The 18470-nt window shown below is 64.1% G+C and carries 21 protein-coding genes; 11 read left to right on the top strand and 10 right to left on the bottom strand.

The genetic code is table 11. The annotated features are described in order from the left end of the window. Positions 1–28 precede the first annotated feature (28 nt). The 3 genes from AAGD32_02350 to AAGD32_02340 form a co-directional block, all read right to left on the bottom strand. Positions 29–337 carry a hypothetical protein gene (locus AAGD32_02350; protein ID MEM8873076.1) on the bottom strand — a complete coding sequence of 103 codons (309 nt, stop codon included), beginning with the start codon at positions 335–337 and terminating at the stop codon, positions 29–31. Positions 338–417: 80 nt separating this feature from the next. Beyond that, positions 418–1209, bottom strand: a complete 792-nt coding sequence (locus AAGD32_02345; protein ID MEM8873075.1) for a hypothetical protein — start codon at positions 1207–1209, stop codon at positions 418–420. Continuing rightward, on the bottom strand, positions 1206–2063 hold the full coding sequence (locus tag AAGD32_02340) for a hypothetical protein (GenBank protein MEM8873074.1): 858 nt from the start codon (positions 2061–2063) through the stop codon (positions 1206–1208). Before AAGD32_02340 ends, AAGD32_02345 begins: the two co-directional genes overlap by 4 nt. Positions 2064–2269: 206 nt before the next feature. Here AAGD32_02340 and AAGD32_02335 point away from each other — a divergent pair, with 206 nt between their 5' ends. Further along, the gene (locus tag AAGD32_02335; protein ID MEM8873073.1) at positions 2270–2608 is read left to right on the top strand and encodes a P-II family nitrogen regulator; all 339 of its coding nucleotides are present in this window, start codon (positions 2270–2272) and stop codon (positions 2606–2608) included. 93 nt (positions 2609–2701) lie between these two features. Here AAGD32_02335 and AAGD32_02330 read toward each other — a convergent pair whose 3' ends face one another. Both AAGD32_02330 and AAGD32_02325 read right to left on the bottom strand, forming a co-directional pair. Then, positions 2702–3970, bottom strand: a complete 1269-nt coding sequence (locus tag AAGD32_02330; protein ID MEM8873072.1) for a GspE/PulE family protein — start codon at positions 3968–3970, stop codon at positions 2702–2704. 40 nt (positions 3971–4010) lie between these two features. Continuing rightward, entirely contained in the window at positions 4011–4373 is a 363-nt protein-coding gene (locus AAGD32_02325; GenBank protein MEM8873071.1) for an STAS domain-containing protein, read from the bottom strand. A 172-nt stretch (positions 4374–4545) separates the two neighbouring features. On the opposite strand from AAGD32_02325, the gene AAGD32_02320 reads away from it, so the two are divergent. Then, positions 4546–5403: a TrkA C-terminal domain-containing protein gene (locus tag AAGD32_02320; protein MEM8873070.1), complete on the top strand. Its 858-nt coding sequence runs from the start codon at positions 4546–4548 to the stop codon at positions 5401–5403. Here the strand turns inward: AAGD32_02320 and AAGD32_02315 are convergent. Further along, positions 5364–6026 (bottom strand): DUF502 domain-containing protein, encoded by a 663-nt coding sequence (locus AAGD32_02315; GenBank protein MEM8873069.1) that lies wholly within the window; start codon positions 6024–6026, stop codon positions 5364–5366. The genes AAGD32_02320 and AAGD32_02315 overlap by 40 nt on opposite strands. 84 nt (positions 6027–6110) lie before the next feature. Between AAGD32_02315 and AAGD32_02310 the strand changes: the two genes are divergently transcribed. The 7 genes from AAGD32_02310 to speA all read left to right on the top strand — a co-directional run bounded on the left by AAGD32_02310 (position 6111) and on the right by speA (position 12930). Further along, complete coding sequence (locus tag AAGD32_02310) at positions 6111–6848, top strand: DUF4190 domain-containing protein (protein ID MEM8873068.1); 738 nt, start codon at positions 6111–6113, stop codon at positions 6846–6848. 88 nt (positions 6849–6936) lie between these two features. Further along, positions 6937–7356: a hypothetical protein gene (locus AAGD32_02305; GenBank protein ID MEM8873067.1), complete on the top strand. Its 420-nt coding sequence runs from the start codon at positions 6937–6939 to the stop codon at positions 7354–7356. A gap of 441 nt (positions 7357–7797) precedes the next feature. Continuing rightward, entirely contained in the window at positions 7798–8250 is a 453-nt protein-coding gene (locus tag AAGD32_02300; protein MEM8873066.1) for a hypothetical protein, read from the top strand. A 170-nt stretch (positions 8251–8420) separates the two neighbouring features. Then, positions 8421–8846 (top strand): hypothetical protein, encoded by a 426-nt coding sequence (locus AAGD32_02295; GenBank protein ID MEM8873065.1) that lies wholly within the window; start codon positions 8421–8423, stop codon positions 8844–8846. Between the two features lie 124 nt (positions 8847–8970). Beyond that, positions 8971–9981 (top strand): C39 family peptidase, encoded by a 1011-nt coding sequence (locus tag AAGD32_02290; protein ID MEM8873064.1) that lies wholly within the window; start codon positions 8971–8973, stop codon positions 9979–9981. Positions 9982–9985: 4 nt separating this feature from the next. Beyond that, positions 9986–11005: an agmatine deiminase family protein gene (locus AAGD32_02285; protein MEM8873063.1), complete on the top strand. Its 1020-nt coding sequence runs from the start codon at positions 9986–9988 to the stop codon at positions 11003–11005. Further along, the gene (gene speA / locus AAGD32_02280; protein MEM8873062.1) at positions 11005–12930 is read left to right on the top strand and encodes a biosynthetic arginine decarboxylase; all 1926 of its coding nucleotides are present in this window, start codon (positions 11005–11007) and stop codon (positions 12928–12930) included. The genes AAGD32_02285 and speA overlap by 1 nt, the downstream gene beginning before the upstream one ends. A gap of 4 nt (positions 12931–12934) precedes the next feature. Here speA and AAGD32_02275 read toward each other — a convergent pair whose 3' ends face one another. The 3 genes from AAGD32_02275 to AAGD32_02265 all read right to left on the bottom strand — a co-directional run bounded on the left by AAGD32_02275 (position 12935) and on the right by AAGD32_02265 (position 15519). Next, on the bottom strand, positions 12935–13243 hold the full coding sequence (locus AAGD32_02275; protein ID MEM8873061.1) for a metalloregulator ArsR/SmtB family transcription factor: 309 nt from the start codon (positions 13241–13243) through the stop codon (positions 12935–12937). A 56-nt stretch (positions 13244–13299) separates the two neighbouring features. Continuing rightward, a complete protein-coding gene (locus tag AAGD32_02270; protein ID MEM8873060.1) occupies positions 13300–14748 on the bottom strand; it encodes a PA14 domain-containing protein in 1449 nt (482 codons plus the stop codon). Positions 14749–14910: 162 nt separating this feature from the next. After that, on the bottom strand, positions 14911–15519 hold the full coding sequence (locus AAGD32_02265; protein MEM8873059.1) for a LuxR C-terminal-related transcriptional regulator: 609 nt from the start codon (positions 15517–15519) through the stop codon (positions 14911–14913). Between the two features lie 142 nt (positions 15520–15661). Between AAGD32_02265 and AAGD32_02260 the strand changes: the two genes are divergently transcribed. Together AAGD32_02260 and AAGD32_02255 are read left to right on the top strand one after the other, a co-directional pair. Next, positions 15662–16948 (top strand): molybdopterin molybdotransferase MoeA, encoded by a 1287-nt coding sequence (locus tag AAGD32_02260; protein ID MEM8873058.1) that lies wholly within the window; start codon positions 15662–15664, stop codon positions 16946–16948. A gap of 41 nt (positions 16949–16989) precedes the next feature. Beyond that, positions 16990–17589, top strand: coding sequence for a DUF1579 domain-containing protein (locus tag AAGD32_02255; GenBank protein MEM8873057.1), 600 nt, complete (start codon positions 16990–16992; stop codon positions 17587–17589). Here the strand turns inward: AAGD32_02255 and AAGD32_02250 are convergent. Continuing rightward, positions 17574–18311 (bottom strand): hypothetical protein, encoded by a 738-nt coding sequence (locus AAGD32_02250; GenBank protein MEM8873056.1) that lies wholly within the window; start codon positions 18309–18311, stop codon positions 17574–17576. The two genes, AAGD32_02255 and AAGD32_02250, sit on opposite strands and share 16 nt — an antisense overlap. Between the last annotated feature and the right edge of the window lie 159 nt (positions 18312–18470).

The following is an 18470-nucleotide window of genomic DNA, read 5'->3' as shown; positions in this document are numbered from 1 at the left end:
GCCCGACACCCCGGAGTTACGACCAAACTTATGCCAGTGCCAGGGCTAACGCCCCCACACCCGCGAGTGTCCCGACCAACATGGATGTCAACGCGATGCTCTTGTCGATCGGCGAGACGGGGTACACCCGGCTCGTCACGCCCCATGCCAAGAGGAGATGGGCCAACGCCAGGGACGACATCGCGGCCAGTCGCACCGTCCACGCGTCGATCGGCGTGGGCTTGGTGACCGCTTCGACGGCGAGCCAGACCGAAAACGCGACCAAACCAACGGCCACCGCGAAGCAAATCGCCGTCCCGAACCGCCAGCCAATACGTTGAGAAATATCCTGGGTCATCCGTTCGACTCTTTCGTTCTTATCTGACGATCCCCCGAAGCGGCAACTCTGCGACATTAGCCCCCGGAACCGACGTGGGACTATTTCAAAATGTCGCGAAGTAGGGGCCGCCCGTCAACCAGCGCCGCCGCTGATTCCAGTAGTGTGGCGCGCTCCGATAAGGCTCGCCCGAGATCACCCCGGCCGAGTTTCAGTTGGGCCAAGGCGATCAACGCACACCCCCGCCCCGCCTCCGGACCGGGCCGCAAGTCCAGCAGATTCAACTTGGCCGGGACGTTGTGGTCCATCGCCGCCCACAGCCCGAGCCGGCTCTGATAATCGAGTTGCAGCACGAGCAACGCGGCGAAGTGATCGGTGCTCAGCGGCTTGGACCGCAGGGCGACGATCAGCCGGTGGGCGGTGTGAAGGTCATCGGCTTCGAGCGCGGCCTCGGCCACGAGCAACTCGGTGCCGGACTGCATCGACGAACGCCCGCGAGTTTGCCCGAGGAACGCCGCCCCGGCGTCGACTGCCTCGGACCATCGCCCCTGGGCGTGACGGAGCACGGCGAGTTGGTGAAGCGTGGCCATCTTCAACGGCCGGACCACGCCGAACCGCTTGACGGCCTCCTGCATGCGATCTTCCGCCTCATCGTGTCGGCCGGCGGCGATGAGCTGGGCGGTCTCGCCGGTGATTCGACCCGCCCGCAGCGACCAGACCGTGAGCGCGAAGTACGCCGTCACCAGCCCGAACGCCGCGAACCGCGACCACGCCGCCCCGCCGAGCAGCGAGTACACGAACAGCCCCGCAACCACCGCCAGCAACAGCTTGTGGACCAAACGCCCCACCGTCAGGTCGCGCAGGAGCGTGGAGATCGCCGTCGATGTGTTCATGACCCCTCCTTCGCGGACTGGATCAGCGGCTCGACTTCGGGGTAGCGGCGTTGAAGCTCGGCCGCGTCGATCAGCAACGTCGCTTTCCGCCAAGCGTCGACCCAGCCCGGATCATCCGTCCTGTGCAACGCGACCGCCGCCAACGCATGCACATCGGCCACCCGGACGCCCAGCCCATTGCGGAAGAGGTCCAGATGATCGCCATACACGCCGAGGACCTCGTCGAGGTGGTTGGTCTGCACGTCGCGGAACATCTCGGCCAGCATCAGGGTGGCCTGCGCCTCGTCGGGGATTTCCTCATAGCCCGAGAGGTCGGCCCGCAGGTTTCGCAGCACCACGTCGGCATCGACCAGCCGGTCGCACCGCAGTAGCGCCATGGCCTGCCCGGCCAGTAGTGTCGCCGTCGCGGGGCCCTGGATCCGTTCCAACAACGCCCCCTGCACCGCGGCGGCCTGGTCGTGCATCCCGTCGCGGCCCAGAAGCACCGACCACAGCGTCAGCACTTGCACCTTGGCCTGAGGATTGACGAAGTCCTTAGCGAGCAACTTCGCGGTCAGCCGGCGGGCCGAGTCCCAGTTGCGCAGGCGGATCATGTCGTAGAGCGTCTCGGCCCAAACTTGCTCCTGGCGAAACTGCCCGGCCGACCCGCGCACGCTCCAGAACGCGGCGATCGCCGCACTGCCGAGCAGCATCACGCCCGCCAACCGGGCCGGAAGCATGAACCCGCCCGCCCCGGTCGCCAAAAGCAGTGCCGCGATGCCCGAGGCCGCCCCGATCATGAGGAGGTATTGCGGCGGAAAACGTCGCCGGGGCTGCAACGCCTGGGCAACGAGCATCTCGGGTTCGAGCAACACCCCCGAGCTTAGCGCCGCGCCAACCCCGGTTCCGGGATGGGGTTTCGCCCGGCCGACCCGGACACGAGGTCGGTTGCGATATTGCCTATTTGCACGACAGGCTTACAAACCCGTTCGGTTTCCCTTACCATTGCTCAGCGACCGCGCCGCGAAGGGTCGAACCGCCCTTCCGCACAACCCACTACAAACACGCAGGAGATTGCGTCATGCACATGATCGAAGCGGTGATCAACACCGACAAGCTCGACGCCGTTAAATCATCACTCGCCCAAATGAATGTCCTCGGGCTCACCGTGATCGACGCCAAGGGCTACGGCCGACAGCTCGGACACAAAGAAACCTACCGCGGCGCCACCGTCGAAAGTTCGTTCAACACGAAGGTGCTGATCAAGGTCTGCGTCAAGGCCGAGGATTCCGACAACGCCGTCAGCGCCATCGCCACCGCCGCCCGCACGGGCAACGTCGGCGACGGCAAGATCTTCATCTACCCCGTCGCCAAGGTCGTCCGCATCCGTACCGGCGAGACCGACACCGACGCGCTGTAACGAAGTTTGAGATGTGAACGCGGAAAGGTGAAGTTGGCAGAGGGAACGGTCCTTCCGCAAACTTCACCCTTCCGTGTTTACACGTCCCACTTCTCAGTACGAATCGACGAGCAACTGCTCGCTGGGAATGACGCGGAAGACTTCTTCCGTGGTCGTTTGGCCGTGCGCGACCTTGAGCAAGGCGGCCTCGCGGAACTCGAGCATGCCGTCCTGGCTGGCCTGCTTTCGGATCTGGCTGGCCGGCGCACCGTCGGCGATGAGGTTGCGAATCTCCTGGGTGACTTCGAGCACCTCGAAGACGCCGGTCCGGCCGTTGTAGCCGGTCATCTGGTTCTCGGGCGTGGGGCCGGGCATGTAGAGCTTGGTGCCCTCGCCTTCCTTGAGCAGATGCTTGATGTCGTCGAACGTGTGGGTGGCGTCGGAGATGTCGATCTCCTGCCGGCTCGCCGGGTCGAGCGTGCGGGTGAGCCGTTGACTCACGACGCCACGCAGGCTCGTCGAGAGGAAATGCGGCGGGATGTCGTAAGCCCGCATGGACTGAATCGCCGCGGCGGCGTTGGGAGCATGGAGCGTGGCGAGCACGAGCATGCCGCTGTTGGCGGCCCGGACCGCCGTCTTGGCCGTCTCCGCGTCACGCACCTCGCCAATCATCACCACGTCCGGCGACTGGCGTAGCACCGACCGAAGCAACTCGGCGAACCCGACGCCGATGTTCGTGTTCGTCTGCGACTGTCGAAGCCCGTCGACGGCGTACTCGATCGGGTCCTCGATCGTGTTGATCTTGCGTTGACCATTGTTCAGTTCAAGCAGGGACGCATACAGCGTGGAGGTCTTCCCCGATCCGGTCGGCCCGGTGATCAGGATCAATCCCGACGGGTTGGCGATCATCTGCTGAAACCCGGTGAGCTGCCGCCCGGTCATGCCCAAGTCAGGCAGCTTCATCAGCGTGTCCGAGCGAACCAACAACCGGATCGCCGCGTCTTCGCCGTAGAGCGTCGGGATGATGCTGATACGCAGGTCGACGCTCGAGACGTTCTCGACGTCGTCATCCTCAGGCACATAGATCCAACGCCCCTCGGTCGGCTCACGCTCGTTGACCTCCATGCCCGCGTTGTTCTTCAGGAACGCCAGCACCCGCTTGCCCTGCTCCTCGGAGAGGATCGCGATGGGCCGGATCAAGCCGTGGTGACGAACGGACGCGCCGTAATCGCCGTCGTTGGCGGCGATGAACAGATCGCTGGCGTTGATCTTCACGGCATGGGCGATCAACGCGGCGGTGGCGTCCTCGGCAGACTTGGTCGCCACGTCGATCATCAAGGCGGGCGGCTGACTAACGGGATCGGTAGCGTTGGCGGTGGTCATGGCGGTCCGTTGGAAAGTGAGGCGTGGTTTCGGGATTCGCTCAGAGTTCGTCGGTCTGCGTCAGCTCGATGGCCGCGGACTCGTCATCGACGATGGGCACGACCCGGCCGACCTTGAGCAGGTCGAGCACCTGCTTCACCCCCGGCTGCACGCCGTAGAGAATCAGCATGCCGCCGGCGGTCTTGAGCTCCTTGCTGGTGCCGATCAGCCACCCGATGGCCGAGGAGTCGATGTAGCTGGTGCCCTCCATATTCATCAGCACCTTCATGGTCGACCAGGTCGGCCCGAGCGTGGTTTGGAGGGGGTTGGGCCCGGCCGAGTTGATCTCGGCAGCGGTGATGTTGCCCTGCGTGGCGACTTTGACGACGCCGTTCTTCTCGATACCAAGGAGTGTGATCTGCATGATGTGAACCGGTGCGAAAGCCGGAAGCGGCTGGCGCGAATGTAACAGATGGACGGGAAAGCGGAAGTGGTGCAATCAAGAGCGTCACGACGCGAATCAAGACACCCGGTCATACCCCGGGTCATACCCATTGCCGTGACATCGCCGGACGTCTGTACGCTTGGACCCACTCATGTCCCTCTTCCCGATCATCACGCTGCTCATCGTGCTGGCCTTCAGCCTGCTCACCGTGCGGGTGGCGACCGTCGCGCTCACGCTCACGGGGATCTCCCGGTCGCTGGCGCGCTTTCAAGCTAGATCGGCGTTTACCGGGTGCGGCTTCACCACCGCAGAATCGGAAAAACTCGTCAACCACCCCGTCCGACGCCGCATCATCCTCTCGCTCATGTTCCTCGGCAACGCCGGCATCATCACGACCGCCGGCGCGGTCGTCGCCGGGTTCGCCCAGTCCGGGTCGGCGTTCCCGTGGTACGTGCGCTACGGAATCCTCGCTGGCGGCCTGGGGCTGCTCGCCGCACTCACCCTCTCCGACGTCGTCGACCGAATTCTCCAGCGCTGGATCACCGTCGCGCTCAAGCGCTACACCAGCCTCGATGTGCGAGACTATGCCAACGTCCTGCACATCGCGGGCGAATACGGACTCGGCGAGTTGTACGTTGAAGAAGGCGATTGGCTCGCCGACCAAACCCTGGCCGATCTATGCCTCACCGCCGAGGGGGTGCTCGTGCTCGGCGTCGAACGCGGCGGCAGCTACACCGGCACGCCCGGCGGCGACTTCGTCATCCATGCTGGCGACCAACTCATCCTCTACGCAACGAGCCGATCCCTCGAAGATCTCGACAGACGCAAGGCCGGTATCGGTGGCGCACTCGCCCAAGCCGACGCCATCGCCGAGAAACGCGACCGCGAAGCACAGGAAAACCAAGCCGCCGAGAATGAGCAACGCCGACGCGAAGCCCGAACGCCCGACGGCATCGACGAGCCGGCAAGTCAATCCGATGCCGCCGCAGGAGCCGACCGGCGGTCGTAGCTGAACATCAGTTTGTCACTGCCGGCACCGCAGGAGATAACGCTGCGCATGACGTCCTCGACCTTCTCGTCGAGAATCGCCACGCACTCGCCGGGGACGTGAAAAATCTGCCCGCTCGTCGGGTTCGGGCCTGTCGGGACAAAGACCGTGAACCAGCCATTGCTGTGACGCTCGGTGACGAACGCGGTGACCATCGTCGGCGTGTCGTTGCCGAAGATGCGAACGAAGGCCACGGTCTTGAACGGGCTGGGCTTATCGCCGAAGAACTGCAGCACCGTCTCTTTCACCAGGTTGTACCCCGGCGCGAGTTTGAGCACGTACTCCTCGATGCGATTGTGGAACCAGCGGCCGAGCGCGGTCTTGAGCAACACGCCCGTGAGGAAGCAGATCGCCACCATCACGCTCAGCACGATGAGAAAAGCAGCGAAATCGACAGCCCAGGAATAAATCGACGTCGGCAGCGACTCACGAATCTGCCTGGCGACCTGATCCGTCACCGGTTTGAGCAAATCCCGTAGCGACCCGTACACCCAGTTGAACACGATCAACAACACGCCGACCGGCAGCAACACCACCAACCCACCCAGCACCGACGTCCGAACGAACCTGCGCACGCGTGACATGCTTCACCTTATGGCCGATGCGCCTCGCCACACGCCGGGGTGAGAAGTTTCGTAATCCGACCGGGCTTGATTACGTTGCCATGAATGTCTCAGCCGCAACCCGTGCCGTACGCCACGCCGAGCGTTGAACCCAAGTCAAGCGGGATCGCGCTGGCGTCCATGATCGTGGGGATCTGCTCGATCCCGGTCGGGTGCGTCATCCCTCTCATCACGGCCATCGCCGCCATCGTGCTGAGCATCATCGGGTTCAAGCAAACCAGCGAGGGCAAACGACCCGGCCGCGGCTTCGCGGTCGCCGGCCTCTTCACTGGCATCTTCGGGCTCATCGTCCCCACACTGCTGCTGGCATCGATCATGCTCCCCTCGCTTTACAGGGCGAGAGAAACCGCCAACCGCGTGAGATGTGCTTCCAACATGCGCCAGATCGGCCTGGCGGCCATCCTTTACGCCAACGAGGACCCCGACGGCGCTTTCCCGCCCGACCTCGAGACGATCCTTCTCACCCAAGTCATCGCCTCGCAGGTGTTCGTCAGCCCGTCGGGCACCGCCGTCGCCTCGACCGCCCCGGCCGGCACGCCGCTCACCCTCGGCGTCGACGTTAGCTACGTCTGGGTCGGTGACGGCCAAACGTGGAACGCACCCCCATCCCGGCCCATTCTCTTCGCACTCCCGGCCAACCACGGCGACGAAGGCGGCAACATCCTCTACGCCGACGGACACGTCAGCTTCGAACCCCTTCCCGCCTTCGCCGCCGAAGTGAACGAGCTGCTCAACAACGGCGAGATCACTCAGGAACAAGCGAACCAGATTCTGGGGAAGTGAAGAGCATGCAACATGCGATTCGCGCAAGAGTGCCAACCACATGACGCTCGACTACGCCAGACCTCTACGCCGCAGACCAATGGGGAAGATGCCGCGGCTAGTGTGGGTGACGATCGTCGGTGTGGTGCTGGTCGGCTGCTTGGGTATTTTGCTGATGCCCGCACTGAGTACGGGCCCCGAGCCACGTCGTCAGGTTCGCTGTGCAGCCAACCTCCGCATGATCGGCCTCGGCCTCATGCTGTACGCAAATGACAACGACGGCCAGTTTCCGCCCGTCCTCGCGACCGTCCTCGCGACGCAGGACCTTCGCCCCAACGACTTCACCTGCCCCGGGCCCAACGCCAGAACCACCCCTCCCACCGGGCCAGCCATGCTCCAACTCGGCATCACCCTCGACTATGCGTATCTCGGCGCCGGACTGACCAACACCGGCGATCCCACCGTTCCGATGGCGTTCGAGATCACACCCCACACGTTCGGCGGCGAATCGCGGCACAACATCCTTTAAGCCGATGGCCACGTCGACGCCGTCCCCCCGGCCGACCTCGCGCCGCTATTGGACCGACTCGTCGCCAACGGCATCCTCGCCCGACAGGACGCCGACCACATCCTCGGGAAGTGAGGAGTCCTCATGGCCGACCCGATCGACTACGAAACGCCGAGGGATCGCATCTTCAAAAACCGTTGGCCGCAACGCTGGCGGCCCGTGGCAGTGACACTGGGTATCGCATCGATGCCAAGTTGCTTGTGGGCCGCAGCGGCTACTGATGGTTGGACTTGGGCGGTGCTCGCGCTCCTGACCGCACCGATCGCCATCGTGCTTGGCGTATTCGACTTGCTGACGATACATCCTCGGCGCCGACTCGTAGATCGCGGGTATCGCTGGCCGATTATCTTGGGGAGCATCGGGTTGGCCAGCTTGGCAATGTTCGTTGTCCTAGCACCAAGCATGGGCAAGGCCCGCCCGTCGGCCCAGCGCGTGAAGTGCGCTTCCAATCTCCGCCAACTCGCGGTTGAAGCCATCCTCTACGCCGAAGACCACGGCCAGCTCCCGCCCGACCTCCAGACGATCTTCGATCGGCGGGTGCTTAACGGATACGTTTTCACTTGCCCTCATGACCACGGCGACAACCTCGATCCTTCCGTGGGCGAACCGCTGTTGTTCGGTGTGAACACGAACTACGTGTATCTCGGCCGCGGACTCACAAACAAAGAATCAGCCGGCCTGCTGCTCGCCACCGAACCGATCTCCAACCACAGCGGCAAGGGAGCCAATGTGCTGATGAACGACGGGACGGTGGAGTTCCTCGAACTCAAGAAACTAAAGGCAGTCCTCGACGACGCCGTCGACCAAGGTCGGCTCATGCCGGAACTGCGGGACATCCTGCTTGCCGACGATTGAAGGACGTCCCGCAGTCGACACACCCGACCCCATTGTGGTGGCGCTCGATGGTTGCACCATGCTCTGCGGACGTTTCTGGTGGCCCGTCACACGGATTTGTCTACCATGTTCTGCAAGGCGGGGCACCTGCTAACACCGCCTGACGCGTCCCAGCCGCTTCGGAGCTTTCCATGTCCGCCACCTCTTCACTCGCCAAGCGCTGCATTTCCTGTGGCAAGTCCGTCGAAGGTGCCAAGCGGATGAAGGACCGCAAGGGCAACTACTGGTGCTACGACTGCGGCATCGAGGACGAGCGCAAGAAGCGCGCCGCCAAGGGGGCCGCTCCGCACCCCGAGGACAACAAGGGCCACCTCAGCCAGTGTCCTAAGTGTCGTGAGTTCTTCCCGCCGGTCGACATGGTCAAGTCGACCAAGGGCAAGGGCTACATCTGCATCCGATGCCACCACGAGCCGGACAAAAAGAAAGGCAAGAAGGGTGGCGGTGGCGGCGGATTCCTCGCCGACATGGAACCGGAGAAGAGGAAGAAGGTCATCCTCGCGATGATCTTTGCACCGGTCCTGATCGCGCTCGCTATTTGGCTGAACTGGCCGAGTTGATCCCGTTGTTCTCACGATCGTGTGGTACTCCCGCGCTGCATTTGTTCTGGCCTTGGCCATCGTGATTGGCTGGGTCGTGGTGCAATTTCTGGCCGCCCGCCAACCGCTGCCACGATCGGTCGGCGTGCCGTCCACGGACGAGATGTGGACTATCGACCTTACCCTCGGCAAGCGGGACGATGTCTCATTGTCCGACGGCACACTCACGCTCTCCGAAGCATCGGCGACCGGTTATCCGCGGAGAGGTCGGTGGGTCAGCGAGAGGATGCCGATCGGGCATTTCTTCGAGCTGCTCCCGAGTTGGAACGCGAGCTGTCCCCCGAACACCGGGATACGCGTTTATGCACGCACCTGGGATGATTACACCAAACGTGTGTCGCCATGGCTCGACTACGGCTACTGGGGTCGAGTGCCATTGCCCGAGCACGGCGAACGGTTCGAGCACGGGGCGGTGGCGGTTGACATCCTCGAACTGGACCGACCCGCGATCGCGGCTCAGGTCCGCGTCGATTTCTTCGGCTTCGACGTCGAAGGACCGGGGCCGACGCTCGAGACACTGCACTTCGCCTCACGCGGTCCGGCCGACCGGAACGAGCCGCCGGACCGGCCAACCAGCCCCATCAATCTCGATGTCCCGTTCATCGCCCAGCGGACGGCCGGCGATCGCATCGGCGGCGAGATCTGCTCACCGACCAGCGTCACGATGGTCGCCGCTTTCCACGGCATCGAGCCGACACTCGTCGAGAATGCGCTGGCCATTTACGACGTGGAACACAACCTCTTCGGCAACTGGAACCGTGCCGTTCAACGGGCCGCCGAACTTGGGCTGGCCGGGCACCTCGAACGTTTTTCGCAATGGGCGCAGGTCGAGCCGCACCTTCACGCCGGCCGACCCATCGTCGCGTCGATCAACTTCGAACCGGGCCAATGCCAAAGCTTTGTCATGGACGAAACCGACGGACACCTCATCGTCGTTCGCGGCATCACCGAGGGTGGCAACATCATCGTCAACGACGGGGCGAGCGCCGATGACGGTGCCGGAGCGATCTACAACGCCGACGAACTACGCACCGCATGGTTCGAAAACGCCGGCGGCGTCGGATACGTGATCTACCCGCGCGACGCGCTACCGTGAGCCGATGACCCCGCGCGAGCTTGGCTTTTCCTTCCCCGCCGAATGGGCACCGCACGCCGCGACGTGGATGAGCTACCCGCGCCCCGGCGGCATCAGCTTCCCCGACCGATACCAAAGCTGCCTGGAAAACTGGGCGCGTATCGCCCGTTCCGTCGCGGAGTTCGAACCGCTGCGGGTGAACGTCGGGCCGGATGACATGACGGAGGCCGGGCGTCACATCGGCGACTTCGCGGAGTTGTTCCCGATCGCGACCGACGAGCCGTGGTGTCGCGACCACGGGCCGGCCTTCGTCGTGAACGACACCGAGATCGCCGTGGTGGACTGGAAGTTCAACGCCTGGGGCGGAAAGTACGCCCCGTGGGACCGCGACGCCGGCGTGCCGAAGCAAATCGCCGAGACGCTCGGCCTGCGACGCTTTGAAGCACCGATCGTCATGGAAGGCGGCGCGGTCGACTTCGACGGGGCCGGCTCGATCCTGACCACCACCGACTGCCTGCTCAACCCCAACCGCAACGGCGACATGCCGCGCGCGAAAGTCGAACAACACCTGCTCGATTACTACGGCCAGCAGCACGTTCACTGGCTCACCGGCGGCATCGAGGGCGACGACACCGACGGCCACGTCGACGATCTGGCCCGCTACATCGCCGAGGACACCATCGTCATCGGTGTCGAGCAGGACACTGCTGATCCCAACCATGCCGCCACCGCTTCCGCCGTCGAACAAGCCCGAGCTTTTTGCGGCAACGTCGTCGAGTTTCCCATGCCCGACCACCTGGAGATCGAGGGCCAACGCGTCCCGGCGACGCACGTCAACTTCTACTTCGTCAACGGAGGGCTGCTCGTGCCCACCTTCGGCGGACCAAGCGACGACCGTTGCCTTGGCATTCTGCGCGAGTTGATGCCCGATCGGAACGTTGTCGGCGTCGACTGCCGCGAGATCATCTGGGGGCTCGGCGCCATCCACTGCCTGACCCAACAGCAGCCCGTCGGCCCCCGCCCCACCGGGACTATCGTGCCGTGATGAGCGAGTGGACCGCGGAGCAATCGAGCGCGTTGTACGGCGTGAACCAATGGGGCAAGGGCTACTTTTCGGTGTCCGACGACGGACATCTGTGTGCCCATCCGACGCAACAGCCAAGCGCGTCGATCGACATGCGTGCCTTGGTCGACGAACTCACGCAACGGGGCATCGCGACGCCGGTGCTCGTGCGATTCCCCGACCTGCTCGAACACCGCATCGGCCATCTCACCGACGTCTTCGCCAAGGCCCGCGCGGACTTCAACTACCAAGGCGAGTATCGCTGCGTCTTCCCGATCAAGGTCAACCAATCCAGGCAGATCGTCGAGGAGGTGTACGCGTTCGGCAAACCGCACGGCTTCGGCCTGGAAGCCGGCAGCAAGCCGGAACTGCTCGCCGTGCTCTCGCTCGTCGAGGACAACGACACGCCGATCATCTGCAACGGGTTCAAGGACGACGAGTTCATCGAGGCGGTCGTGCTGGCCCGCAAAATCGGCCGCAAGATCATCCCCGTCGTCGAAAAGTTCAGCGAGCTCGAAGCCCTGATCCACTCGGCCAAGCGCCACGGCGTTATGCCCGACATCGGGCTACGCGTGAAGCTCAGCAGCAAGGGTGCCGGCCGGTGGGAACAGTCCGGCGGCGTCCGTAGCAAGTTCGGTCTGTTCGTCTCGGAACTTCTCGACGCCCTCGCCCTGCTCCGCGAACATGACATGGGCGACGCGCTGGCGATGCTGCATGTCCACGTCGGCAGCCAGATTCACGAGATCAACGCCGTCCGCGACGCGATCACCGAGTTGGCGCGCACCTACGTCGAGTTGCACAAGCTCGGGGCGAAGCTGCGCTACATCGACATCGGCGGCGGGCTCGGTGTCGACTACGACGGAGCCGCCAGCCCGCACGTCGGCAGCATCAACTACGACTTGCAGGAGTATGCCAACGACGTCGTCTTCGGCATCCGCCAGATCTGCGACGACGCCGACGTGCCCCACCCGCACATCATCTCCGAGTCGGGACGGGCGGTCGTTGCGTATGGCGCGACGCTCGTCTTCGACGCGATCGGCTGGTCCGGCTTCGACAAGTTCGACGTCCCCCGCCAACCCAACAACGGACAACGCAAGGACATCCCCACACCCGTGCGCAACCTCTTCGACGCGTTGGCCGAGCTCGATACCCGGCCGTTCGCCGAGTGCTGGCACGACGCCCTGCTCGCGCGGTCGCAAATGGAAGACCTGTACCGGCTCGGCTACTGCTCGTTGGAGCTACGTGCAACGGGCGAAAAACTCTTCTTCGCCGTCGCGACCCGCGTGTTGGCCGAGGTGCGGAAACTTGATCACGTTCCCGACGAGTTCGCCGACCTGGAGTCGATGCTCAGCACGACGTACTTCTGCAACCTGAGCATCTTCCAGTCGATGCCCGACAGTTGGGCGATCGATCAGGTGTTCCCGATCCTGCCGATCCATCGCCTCGACGAGCGTCCGACCGGCCACGGGATCCTGGCCGACATCACCTGCGACTCCGACGGGAAGATCGACCAGTTCATCCGCCCCCGCGGCGGCGGCTCCGGACCCAAGCGCACGCTCGAACTTCACCCGCTGCGCCCAGACGAACCCTATTACCTCGCCGCGTGCATGGTCGGTGCGTACCAGGAGATTCTCGGCGACCTGCACAACCTCTTTGGCGACACCAACGTCGTCCACGTCAAGCTCACCGACACCTCCCCCGCTGGCTACGAGATCGACGAAGTCATCGAAGGCGAGAGCTGCGAAGACGTACTGCGGTATGTCCAGTACGAACCGAAGCAGATGGTGCGAGCGATGCGCAAGACCACCGAGACGGCCCTGCGGGCGGGCAAACTCTCGGTCGAGGAAAGCCGTGCGTTCCTGAAGTTCTTCACCGACGGACTCGAGGGGTACACCTACCTCGAGTGACCGATCAAGCCCGAACGCTGTTGAGCGCCAACCGTTCGCGGAGTTCGTCGCAGAACGCTTCGAGCTTCTCGGCATTAGGTCTGAGGAACAGGCACGCTCCGTCCATCCGCGACTCGATCAGCCCGGCCCGTTGCAACTCTTTCAGGTGGTGCGAGATCGTCGCCTGCGACACGGGAAACTCGGCGACGAGCGTCTTGCAGCCCACCTCGCCGCCATCGGCGTCGGCCTGTGCGATGCGGCTGAGCAGCCCAAACCGCATGGGCTCCGCCAGCGCTTTGCAGATGCAAGCAAATGCGTTCTCGGCTTCGGGCATTTCGGTATCACAACGCAACGAGACCGATTTGGTCAATGTTGAAAACACCCGTCGGCTCAGACCCGGACCGAGAGTGCGGTGCCGACGAGCGTGCCCGGACGGGTCGCGGCGAATGTCTCGGCAAGTCGGTTAGCCTGGGAGCGGGCCTGATCGATCAACGCCGCCCGCGCGTTCTCGGACTCGGTCAGCGCTGCGGAAATGTCGTTCATCCGTGTCGCCGCACGCTCCGAGCGGAGCAACGCCTTTTCCGAAACGCCCATCGTCGCACGCGCACCACGGGCAAACGCATCAACGGCGACCTGCTGCAGGCGGACCTGTTCCCGGCTGGCGTCGATCACGCCGAGCGCTTCCTCGTAACGACCGTTGTCGAGCAGCGTGTCGAGGTCGGTCAGACGCTGATCGCCGACGCCCAAATCCCCGGCTTCAAGACCGCCGGCGTAGAACGTGTGCCGCCCGCCCGCGATTGACGGGCCGGCGTTGAAATCGTCACGGGCGTGTTCGAGGTGATTGGACGCGACGCCGACCGATCCGGGCTCGATTTCCTTTTCGACTTCGTAAAGCTGGCCCGTGTTGATCGCCCGGAATCGGCTGTTTTGTCCCCACTGCAATTGCATGATCGCCGAGCCGCGATTTTCGAAGTACTCCACGCGAATGCTCTTGCGCTCGTTCTCCTCGAACGCGATGCTCTCCGACACGTCGTAGGTCGCGCCGTGGTTGGTCCAGTTGTCGATCACGAGTTCGTCATCAACCCAGACACGAATCCCGTCGTCGGACCGCGTGCGGAACTGATAGTCGCCGGCTTCGAGCGCTTCGACTTCGCCCTCCCACCGGACACTCACGTTGTCTTTCAGGCCGCTGTCGCCGACCTCCGCGCTGCGCCACGCGTGATGCACGGTCGCGTCGACGCCGGTGGAGATGAGCTTCTCGAAGTTCAACCCTTCGTAGTAGGACACGGTGAGACCCGTGCCGGTGTTGGGCTGCGTCGGTTCCGGCATGGATGCTTCCACATCCTCGCCAACCACACTGGCGATGGGCTTGCCGGTGAAAAGGCGTTTGCCGGCGAACTCCGCCGCACTGCTCTTGGTAAGCTCATTCATGGCGGCGTTGATCTGGGCACGGGCGTTGTCGGCATCGTTCTGGGACAGACCACCGGCGAGGCGTTCAACGGCGGTTCGCATGGTGATCAGCGCGTCATCGGCGGATCGGACCGCCGCATCGGCCGCCGCCGCCACATCAAGGTTGCGGGACGCCTTCGCGATACCGGCCGCATGTTGGCTGGTGTGGCGGGCGAGCAGGTCACGCTCGAGGCTGTATGTCGCCCGCCGGGTGCCGCGACCGGTCAACACTGCGGTGAGGTTCGCTTCGGCTTTGTGAAACGCATCGGCCTTTTGCCGGAGAGCGTCGATGCCGGCGGTCGGTGTGGCGGGAGCAGCGTAGGTGGTCGGAAATGTCGCGGCGGCGGTGTTGATCTGCATCGTGCTTGCTCGTGTCTTGGTGACGAGCAAGAAGTCAGATTCAGCGACCGCACCGACCAGATGGGACTTGCCCCACTGTGTCTCGTGCGTAAGCGCATTCCCCTACGCGGATACACCCAATGCCATCAGCGGACAGTCGAAACAGCCGGGCGATCGAATCGCCCGGCTGCCGTGAGAAATCGAATGGGTGCCTCAGACGGCTTGGCGGGTACCGGTCGCGATGGCCAACACCACCAGATCGGCCAGGCTATCGGCGTTGAGCTTTTGCATGACCCGGCCGCGATGCACCTCGACGGTCCGCTGGCTGATACCGAGCTTGAACGCGACCTGTTTGTTCGCATCACCCGCCGCGACGAGCTCGAACACCTCGCGTTCCCGGGGAGTCAGTTGGCCGATGGCTTGTTTCTGCTCGGGTGTGGCTTCGACCCGGGTGTCGTGGCGCGTAATCGCGTCGGAGATTCGGTCCAGCAGTTCCCGTTCGGTGAACGGCTTGATCAGCAGATCCTTGGCACCGCGGCGCATCAACGTCACGGCCGTTGGCACATCGACCTCGCCGGTGATCACGAAAACCTTCGGCGGCTCGGCACGGTCGGCGAGCCAATCTTGGATCTCCTGCCCGCCTTCACCGGGCAGATCGAGGTCGAGCAGCACGCAATCGTCGGGCTTGCCGTCGGCGTCGAACGCGACTTTGAAAGCGGCGGCGTCGGCGAACGTCCGCACGTTATGGCCGGCCCGCTCGAGAAACGCGGCCGTCAGTCGGCGGATCGCCGCGTCGTCATCGACAACATAGAAGTGGGTCATGGGATTCGAATGGGAGTAACAACGTCAGCCCCTGAGCCTCGGTTAACAGTTTCATCGGTCGTCAGGTCACGTCGCTGAAGCCGCGCCCGCGATTGGCCACCGGTCGATTAGAGGACGTTGGCGGTCTGCTACGCTCCCGGCCATGACCGATAACATTCCGCTGCCGGAGATGAGCGTGACCGAGGCGATCGCGGTGCTGGACGGGGAGCCGGTGGAGACGCGCTTGGAACGTCGCTCCGCCGGCTTGTCGCAGACCGGGCGCCTTGCCGAGCCACTTCGGACCGATCGACCCTACCCGCCGTATGACAAGGCGCTGATGGATGGGTTCGCGATCAAAGCGTCGGAGGTCGACGGCGACCGACGCGAGTTCGAAGTCGTCGGCGATGCGTCAGCGGGCACACTCGTCACCGGCTGGCAACCCGGCGACGCGATTCGCATCGCGACGGGCGCACCCTTGCCGCCGGGCACCGACGCGATCGTGCCGATCGAACGTTGCAAGGTCCACCACCGTCCAGGCATCGCCCCGGGCGAGTGGATCGGCCTGGACCGCGTGACGGTCCAAGGTGATGTCAACGCCGGTGACGCAATCGCGCCTGAAGGTTCGGACCGCCCTGCCGGGGCGACAATCCTACCGACCGGCTCACGGCTGACCGGGGGAACCGCGACCGCCGCAACTGCCGTGGCCCACGAAGCTGCCGTCTTTCGGAAGCCCCGCGTGCTCGTCCTTTGCACGGGCACCGAAGTCGTGCACGACGGTCAGACACCCGGGCGTTACCAGACCCGCAACTCCATCGGTGAGCCGGTCCGACGCCTGCTCGCCGCCATGGGCTGCGTCACAGTTCGCTACCGGCACACTCTGCCCGATGTCCGCGAGATTCTCTATCGCGAGATCGAACGAGCCTTGCAACGCAAAGCGATCGGCGGCGACGCGTTGGTGCTCACCGGCGGCATGAGCATGAGCCGGCATGATCACATCCCGAGCCTGCTGAAGAGCTTCGGCTTTGAGTTTCGCATCAACAAGCTGCGTATCCGGCCGGGTAAGCCATTCGTGTTTGCGGTGCTTCCGGCGGAGAAGTCGAACACCGGTCGGCCCAGGTACGCGTTCGGCTTGCCCGGGAATCCGGTGTCGGCGTTTGTTTGCACGCTGCGACTTGCATCGCGATTACTGATTCGGCTTGGCGGCGGCGATCCGAGCAAGGAGATGCCGCTGTTGCCGATGCCGCTGGCGGCGCCGTTGGAGAAGGCGAACGGGCCGCGCGAGTTCTACCAGCCGTGCAGGCTCGACGAGGCGGGGGTACACCCGCTGGCGTGGCGCGGCAGTGCGGACGTGTTCACCCTCGCCCAGGCCGACGCGCTGCTGGTTCGGCCCGAACAGGACCCGCCCCACGCGGCCGGCGAACTCGTGAAAGTCTTGCCAATCCCACGGTGATCGGCGACGATGGAGACTTCTCCATACGAAAGGCAACACCCATGCTCACGACACTCCTGCTCACCGCCCTGCTCACGCTCGAACCGGCCACCAAGCCCGCCGACGCGATGGAAGAAATGCCCCAAATGTCGCCGGAGGAGATGGCGATGATGGAGGCGTACATCGAAGCCGGCATGCCCGGCGAGAAACACGAGATGCTCAGCCCGTTCGTCGGCGAGTGGGAGACGACCTCGATCATGCAGATGCCCGGGCAGGAGCCGATGGAAAGCAAGGGCACTGCCAGCAGCGCATGGGTGATGGACGGCCGATTCGTGCAGCAGACCTACGCCGGCAACATGATGGGCATGGCGTTCACCGGCATGAGCATGACCGGCTACGACAACGTCACCGGCAAGTACCAGTCCGTCTGGGTCGACTCCATGTCCAGCGGAATGGCCATCGCCTACGGCACCGTCAGCGAGGACGGCAAGACCTTCACCTTCGAGGGCAAGTACGCCGACCCGATGACCGGCAAGATGAAACCGTACAAGCAGGAGCTCATCGTCGAGAGCGACGACCGCCACGTCTTCAAGATGTACGAGGCGATGGTGCCCGGCGGCGAGATGGTCCACACCTTCACGATCATCTACGACCGGGTCTGATCGGCACCGGCGTGCTCGACCGGCTCGCCGCGCGGGTCCGTGTCGGTCCGCGCGGTCATGAAGCTGAAAATGAGCACCCACAGGCAGTTCACGATGTTCGACATCGGTAGCTGCAACGCCGACGGCAGCGCGTAGATCGCGGCCAGCGCGGGAACCCAGATCATCCAGTTGGCGATGGTCTTGGGCAGCACCTCATCGAGGTACCACTGACGCCACTGCCCAGGGCGCGGCCATGCCTGCCGGTCGCGAATGCGGTACGCCAGCACCATCGTCGGCACGGCCCAAAACACGGAGTAGCCGAACTGATCGACGGCAATCTTCGTCGCCACGACCGGAGCCGCGTTGGTGTCGCCGAAGACCCACGCCTGCAACTGATAGAAGCCGTCTACCTCCATCCCGCGGTACGCCCAGAAGGTGACGAGCACGAACCAACCCCACGCGTCGGGCAGCCGCAGAATGCCGAACGCCCGTCCGAGAAGCAGCGGCACCACTGCCGCGAGCACGGCGGTGCTGATGCCGCTGAAGACGAAACCGTACTGCCGCTTGAGATCGGCAACACGCTCAAGCCCGTCATGCACCGGAGACACGAAGTAGTAGCCCAGCGCGATCGCCAACGCGAAGCACCAGAGCAGCAACCCCGGCCGCAGGTTCGCACGCCCCGCGTGCAAGCCGTCGGCGATCGCGCCGCGAAGTGAGAAGTTGACACCGACCGATCGCTCCATGCGCGAAGAGCGTAGCGCGGTCGGTCTCATGCTTTGAATCACCAAGCAGCCGGGCGATTACATCGCCCTGGCCTCGGGGATGTACGGGACGGGCTGAAGTTGCCTGATTGCGCCAGGTAAATAGTCGCGGCCAGGGCGACGTAGTCGCCCGGCTACTTG

This window comes from Planctomycetota bacterium (genome assembly GCA_039182125.1).
In the GTDB taxonomy this organism is placed as follows: domain Bacteria; phylum Planctomycetota; class Phycisphaerae; order Tepidisphaerales; family Tepidisphaeraceae; genus JBCDCH01.
This window is presented reverse-complemented; position numbering and strand designations above follow the sequence as displayed.

Excerpts from the sequence above, each read along its gene's own strand:
- AAGD32_02350 (MEM8873076.1), bottom strand. The coding sequence starts at position 337 with ATGACCCAGGATATTTCTCAACGTATTGGCTGGCGGTTCGGGACGGCG.
- AAGD32_02345 (MEM8873075.1), bottom strand. The coding sequence starts at position 1,209 with ATGAACACATCGACGGCGATCTCCACGCTCCTGCGCGACCTGACGGTG.
- AAGD32_02335 (MEM8873073.1), top strand. The coding sequence starts at position 2,270 with ATGCACATGATCGAAGCGGTGATCAACACCGACAAGCTCGACGCCGTT.
- AAGD32_02330 (MEM8873072.1), bottom strand. The coding sequence starts at position 3,970 with ATGACCACCGCCAACGCTACCGATCCCGTTAGTCAGCCGCCCGCCTTG.
- AAGD32_02325 (MEM8873071.1), bottom strand. The coding sequence starts at position 4,373 with ATGCAGATCACACTCCTTGGTATCGAGAAGAACGGCGTCGTCAAAGTC.
- AAGD32_02320 (MEM8873070.1), top strand. The coding sequence starts at position 4,546 with ATGTCCCTCTTCCCGATCATCACGCTGCTCATCGTGCTGGCCTTCAGC.
- AAGD32_02315 (MEM8873069.1), bottom strand. The coding sequence starts at position 6,026 with ATGTCACGCGTGCGCAGGTTCGTTCGGACGTCGGTGCTGGGTGGGTTG.
- AAGD32_02310 (MEM8873068.1), top strand. The coding sequence starts at position 6,111 with ATGTCTCAGCCGCAACCCGTGCCGTACGCCACGCCGAGCGTTGAACCC.
- AAGD32_02305 (MEM8873067.1), top strand. The coding sequence starts at position 6,937 with ATGCCGCGGCTAGTGTGGGTGACGATCGTCGGTGTGGTGCTGGTCGGC.
- AAGD32_02300 (MEM8873066.1), top strand. The coding sequence starts at position 7,798 with ATGGGCAAGGCCCGCCCGTCGGCCCAGCGCGTGAAGTGCGCTTCCAAT.
- AAGD32_02295 (MEM8873065.1), top strand. The coding sequence starts at position 8,421 with ATGTCCGCCACCTCTTCACTCGCCAAGCGCTGCATTTCCTGTGGCAAG.
- AAGD32_02285 (MEM8873063.1), top strand. The coding sequence starts at position 9,986 with ATGACCCCGCGCGAGCTTGGCTTTTCCTTCCCCGCCGAATGGGCACCG.
- speA (MEM8873062.1), top strand. The coding sequence starts at position 11,005 with ATGAGCGAGTGGACCGCGGAGCAATCGAGCGCGTTGTACGGCGTGAAC.
- AAGD32_02275 (MEM8873061.1), bottom strand. The coding sequence starts at position 13,243 with ATGCCCGAAGCCGAGAACGCATTTGCTTGCATCTGCAAAGCGCTGGCG.
- AAGD32_02265 (MEM8873059.1), bottom strand. The coding sequence starts at position 15,519 with ATGACCCACTTCTATGTTGTCGATGACGACGCGGCGATCCGCCGACTG.
- AAGD32_02260 (MEM8873058.1), top strand. The coding sequence starts at position 15,662 with ATGACCGATAACATTCCGCTGCCGGAGATGAGCGTGACCGAGGCGATC.
- AAGD32_02255 (MEM8873057.1), top strand. The coding sequence starts at position 16,990 with ATGCTCACGACACTCCTGCTCACCGCCCTGCTCACGCTCGAACCGGCC.
- AAGD32_02250 (MEM8873056.1), bottom strand. The coding sequence starts at position 18,311 with ATGGAGCGATCGGTCGGTGTCAACTTCTCACTTCGCGGCGCGATCGCC.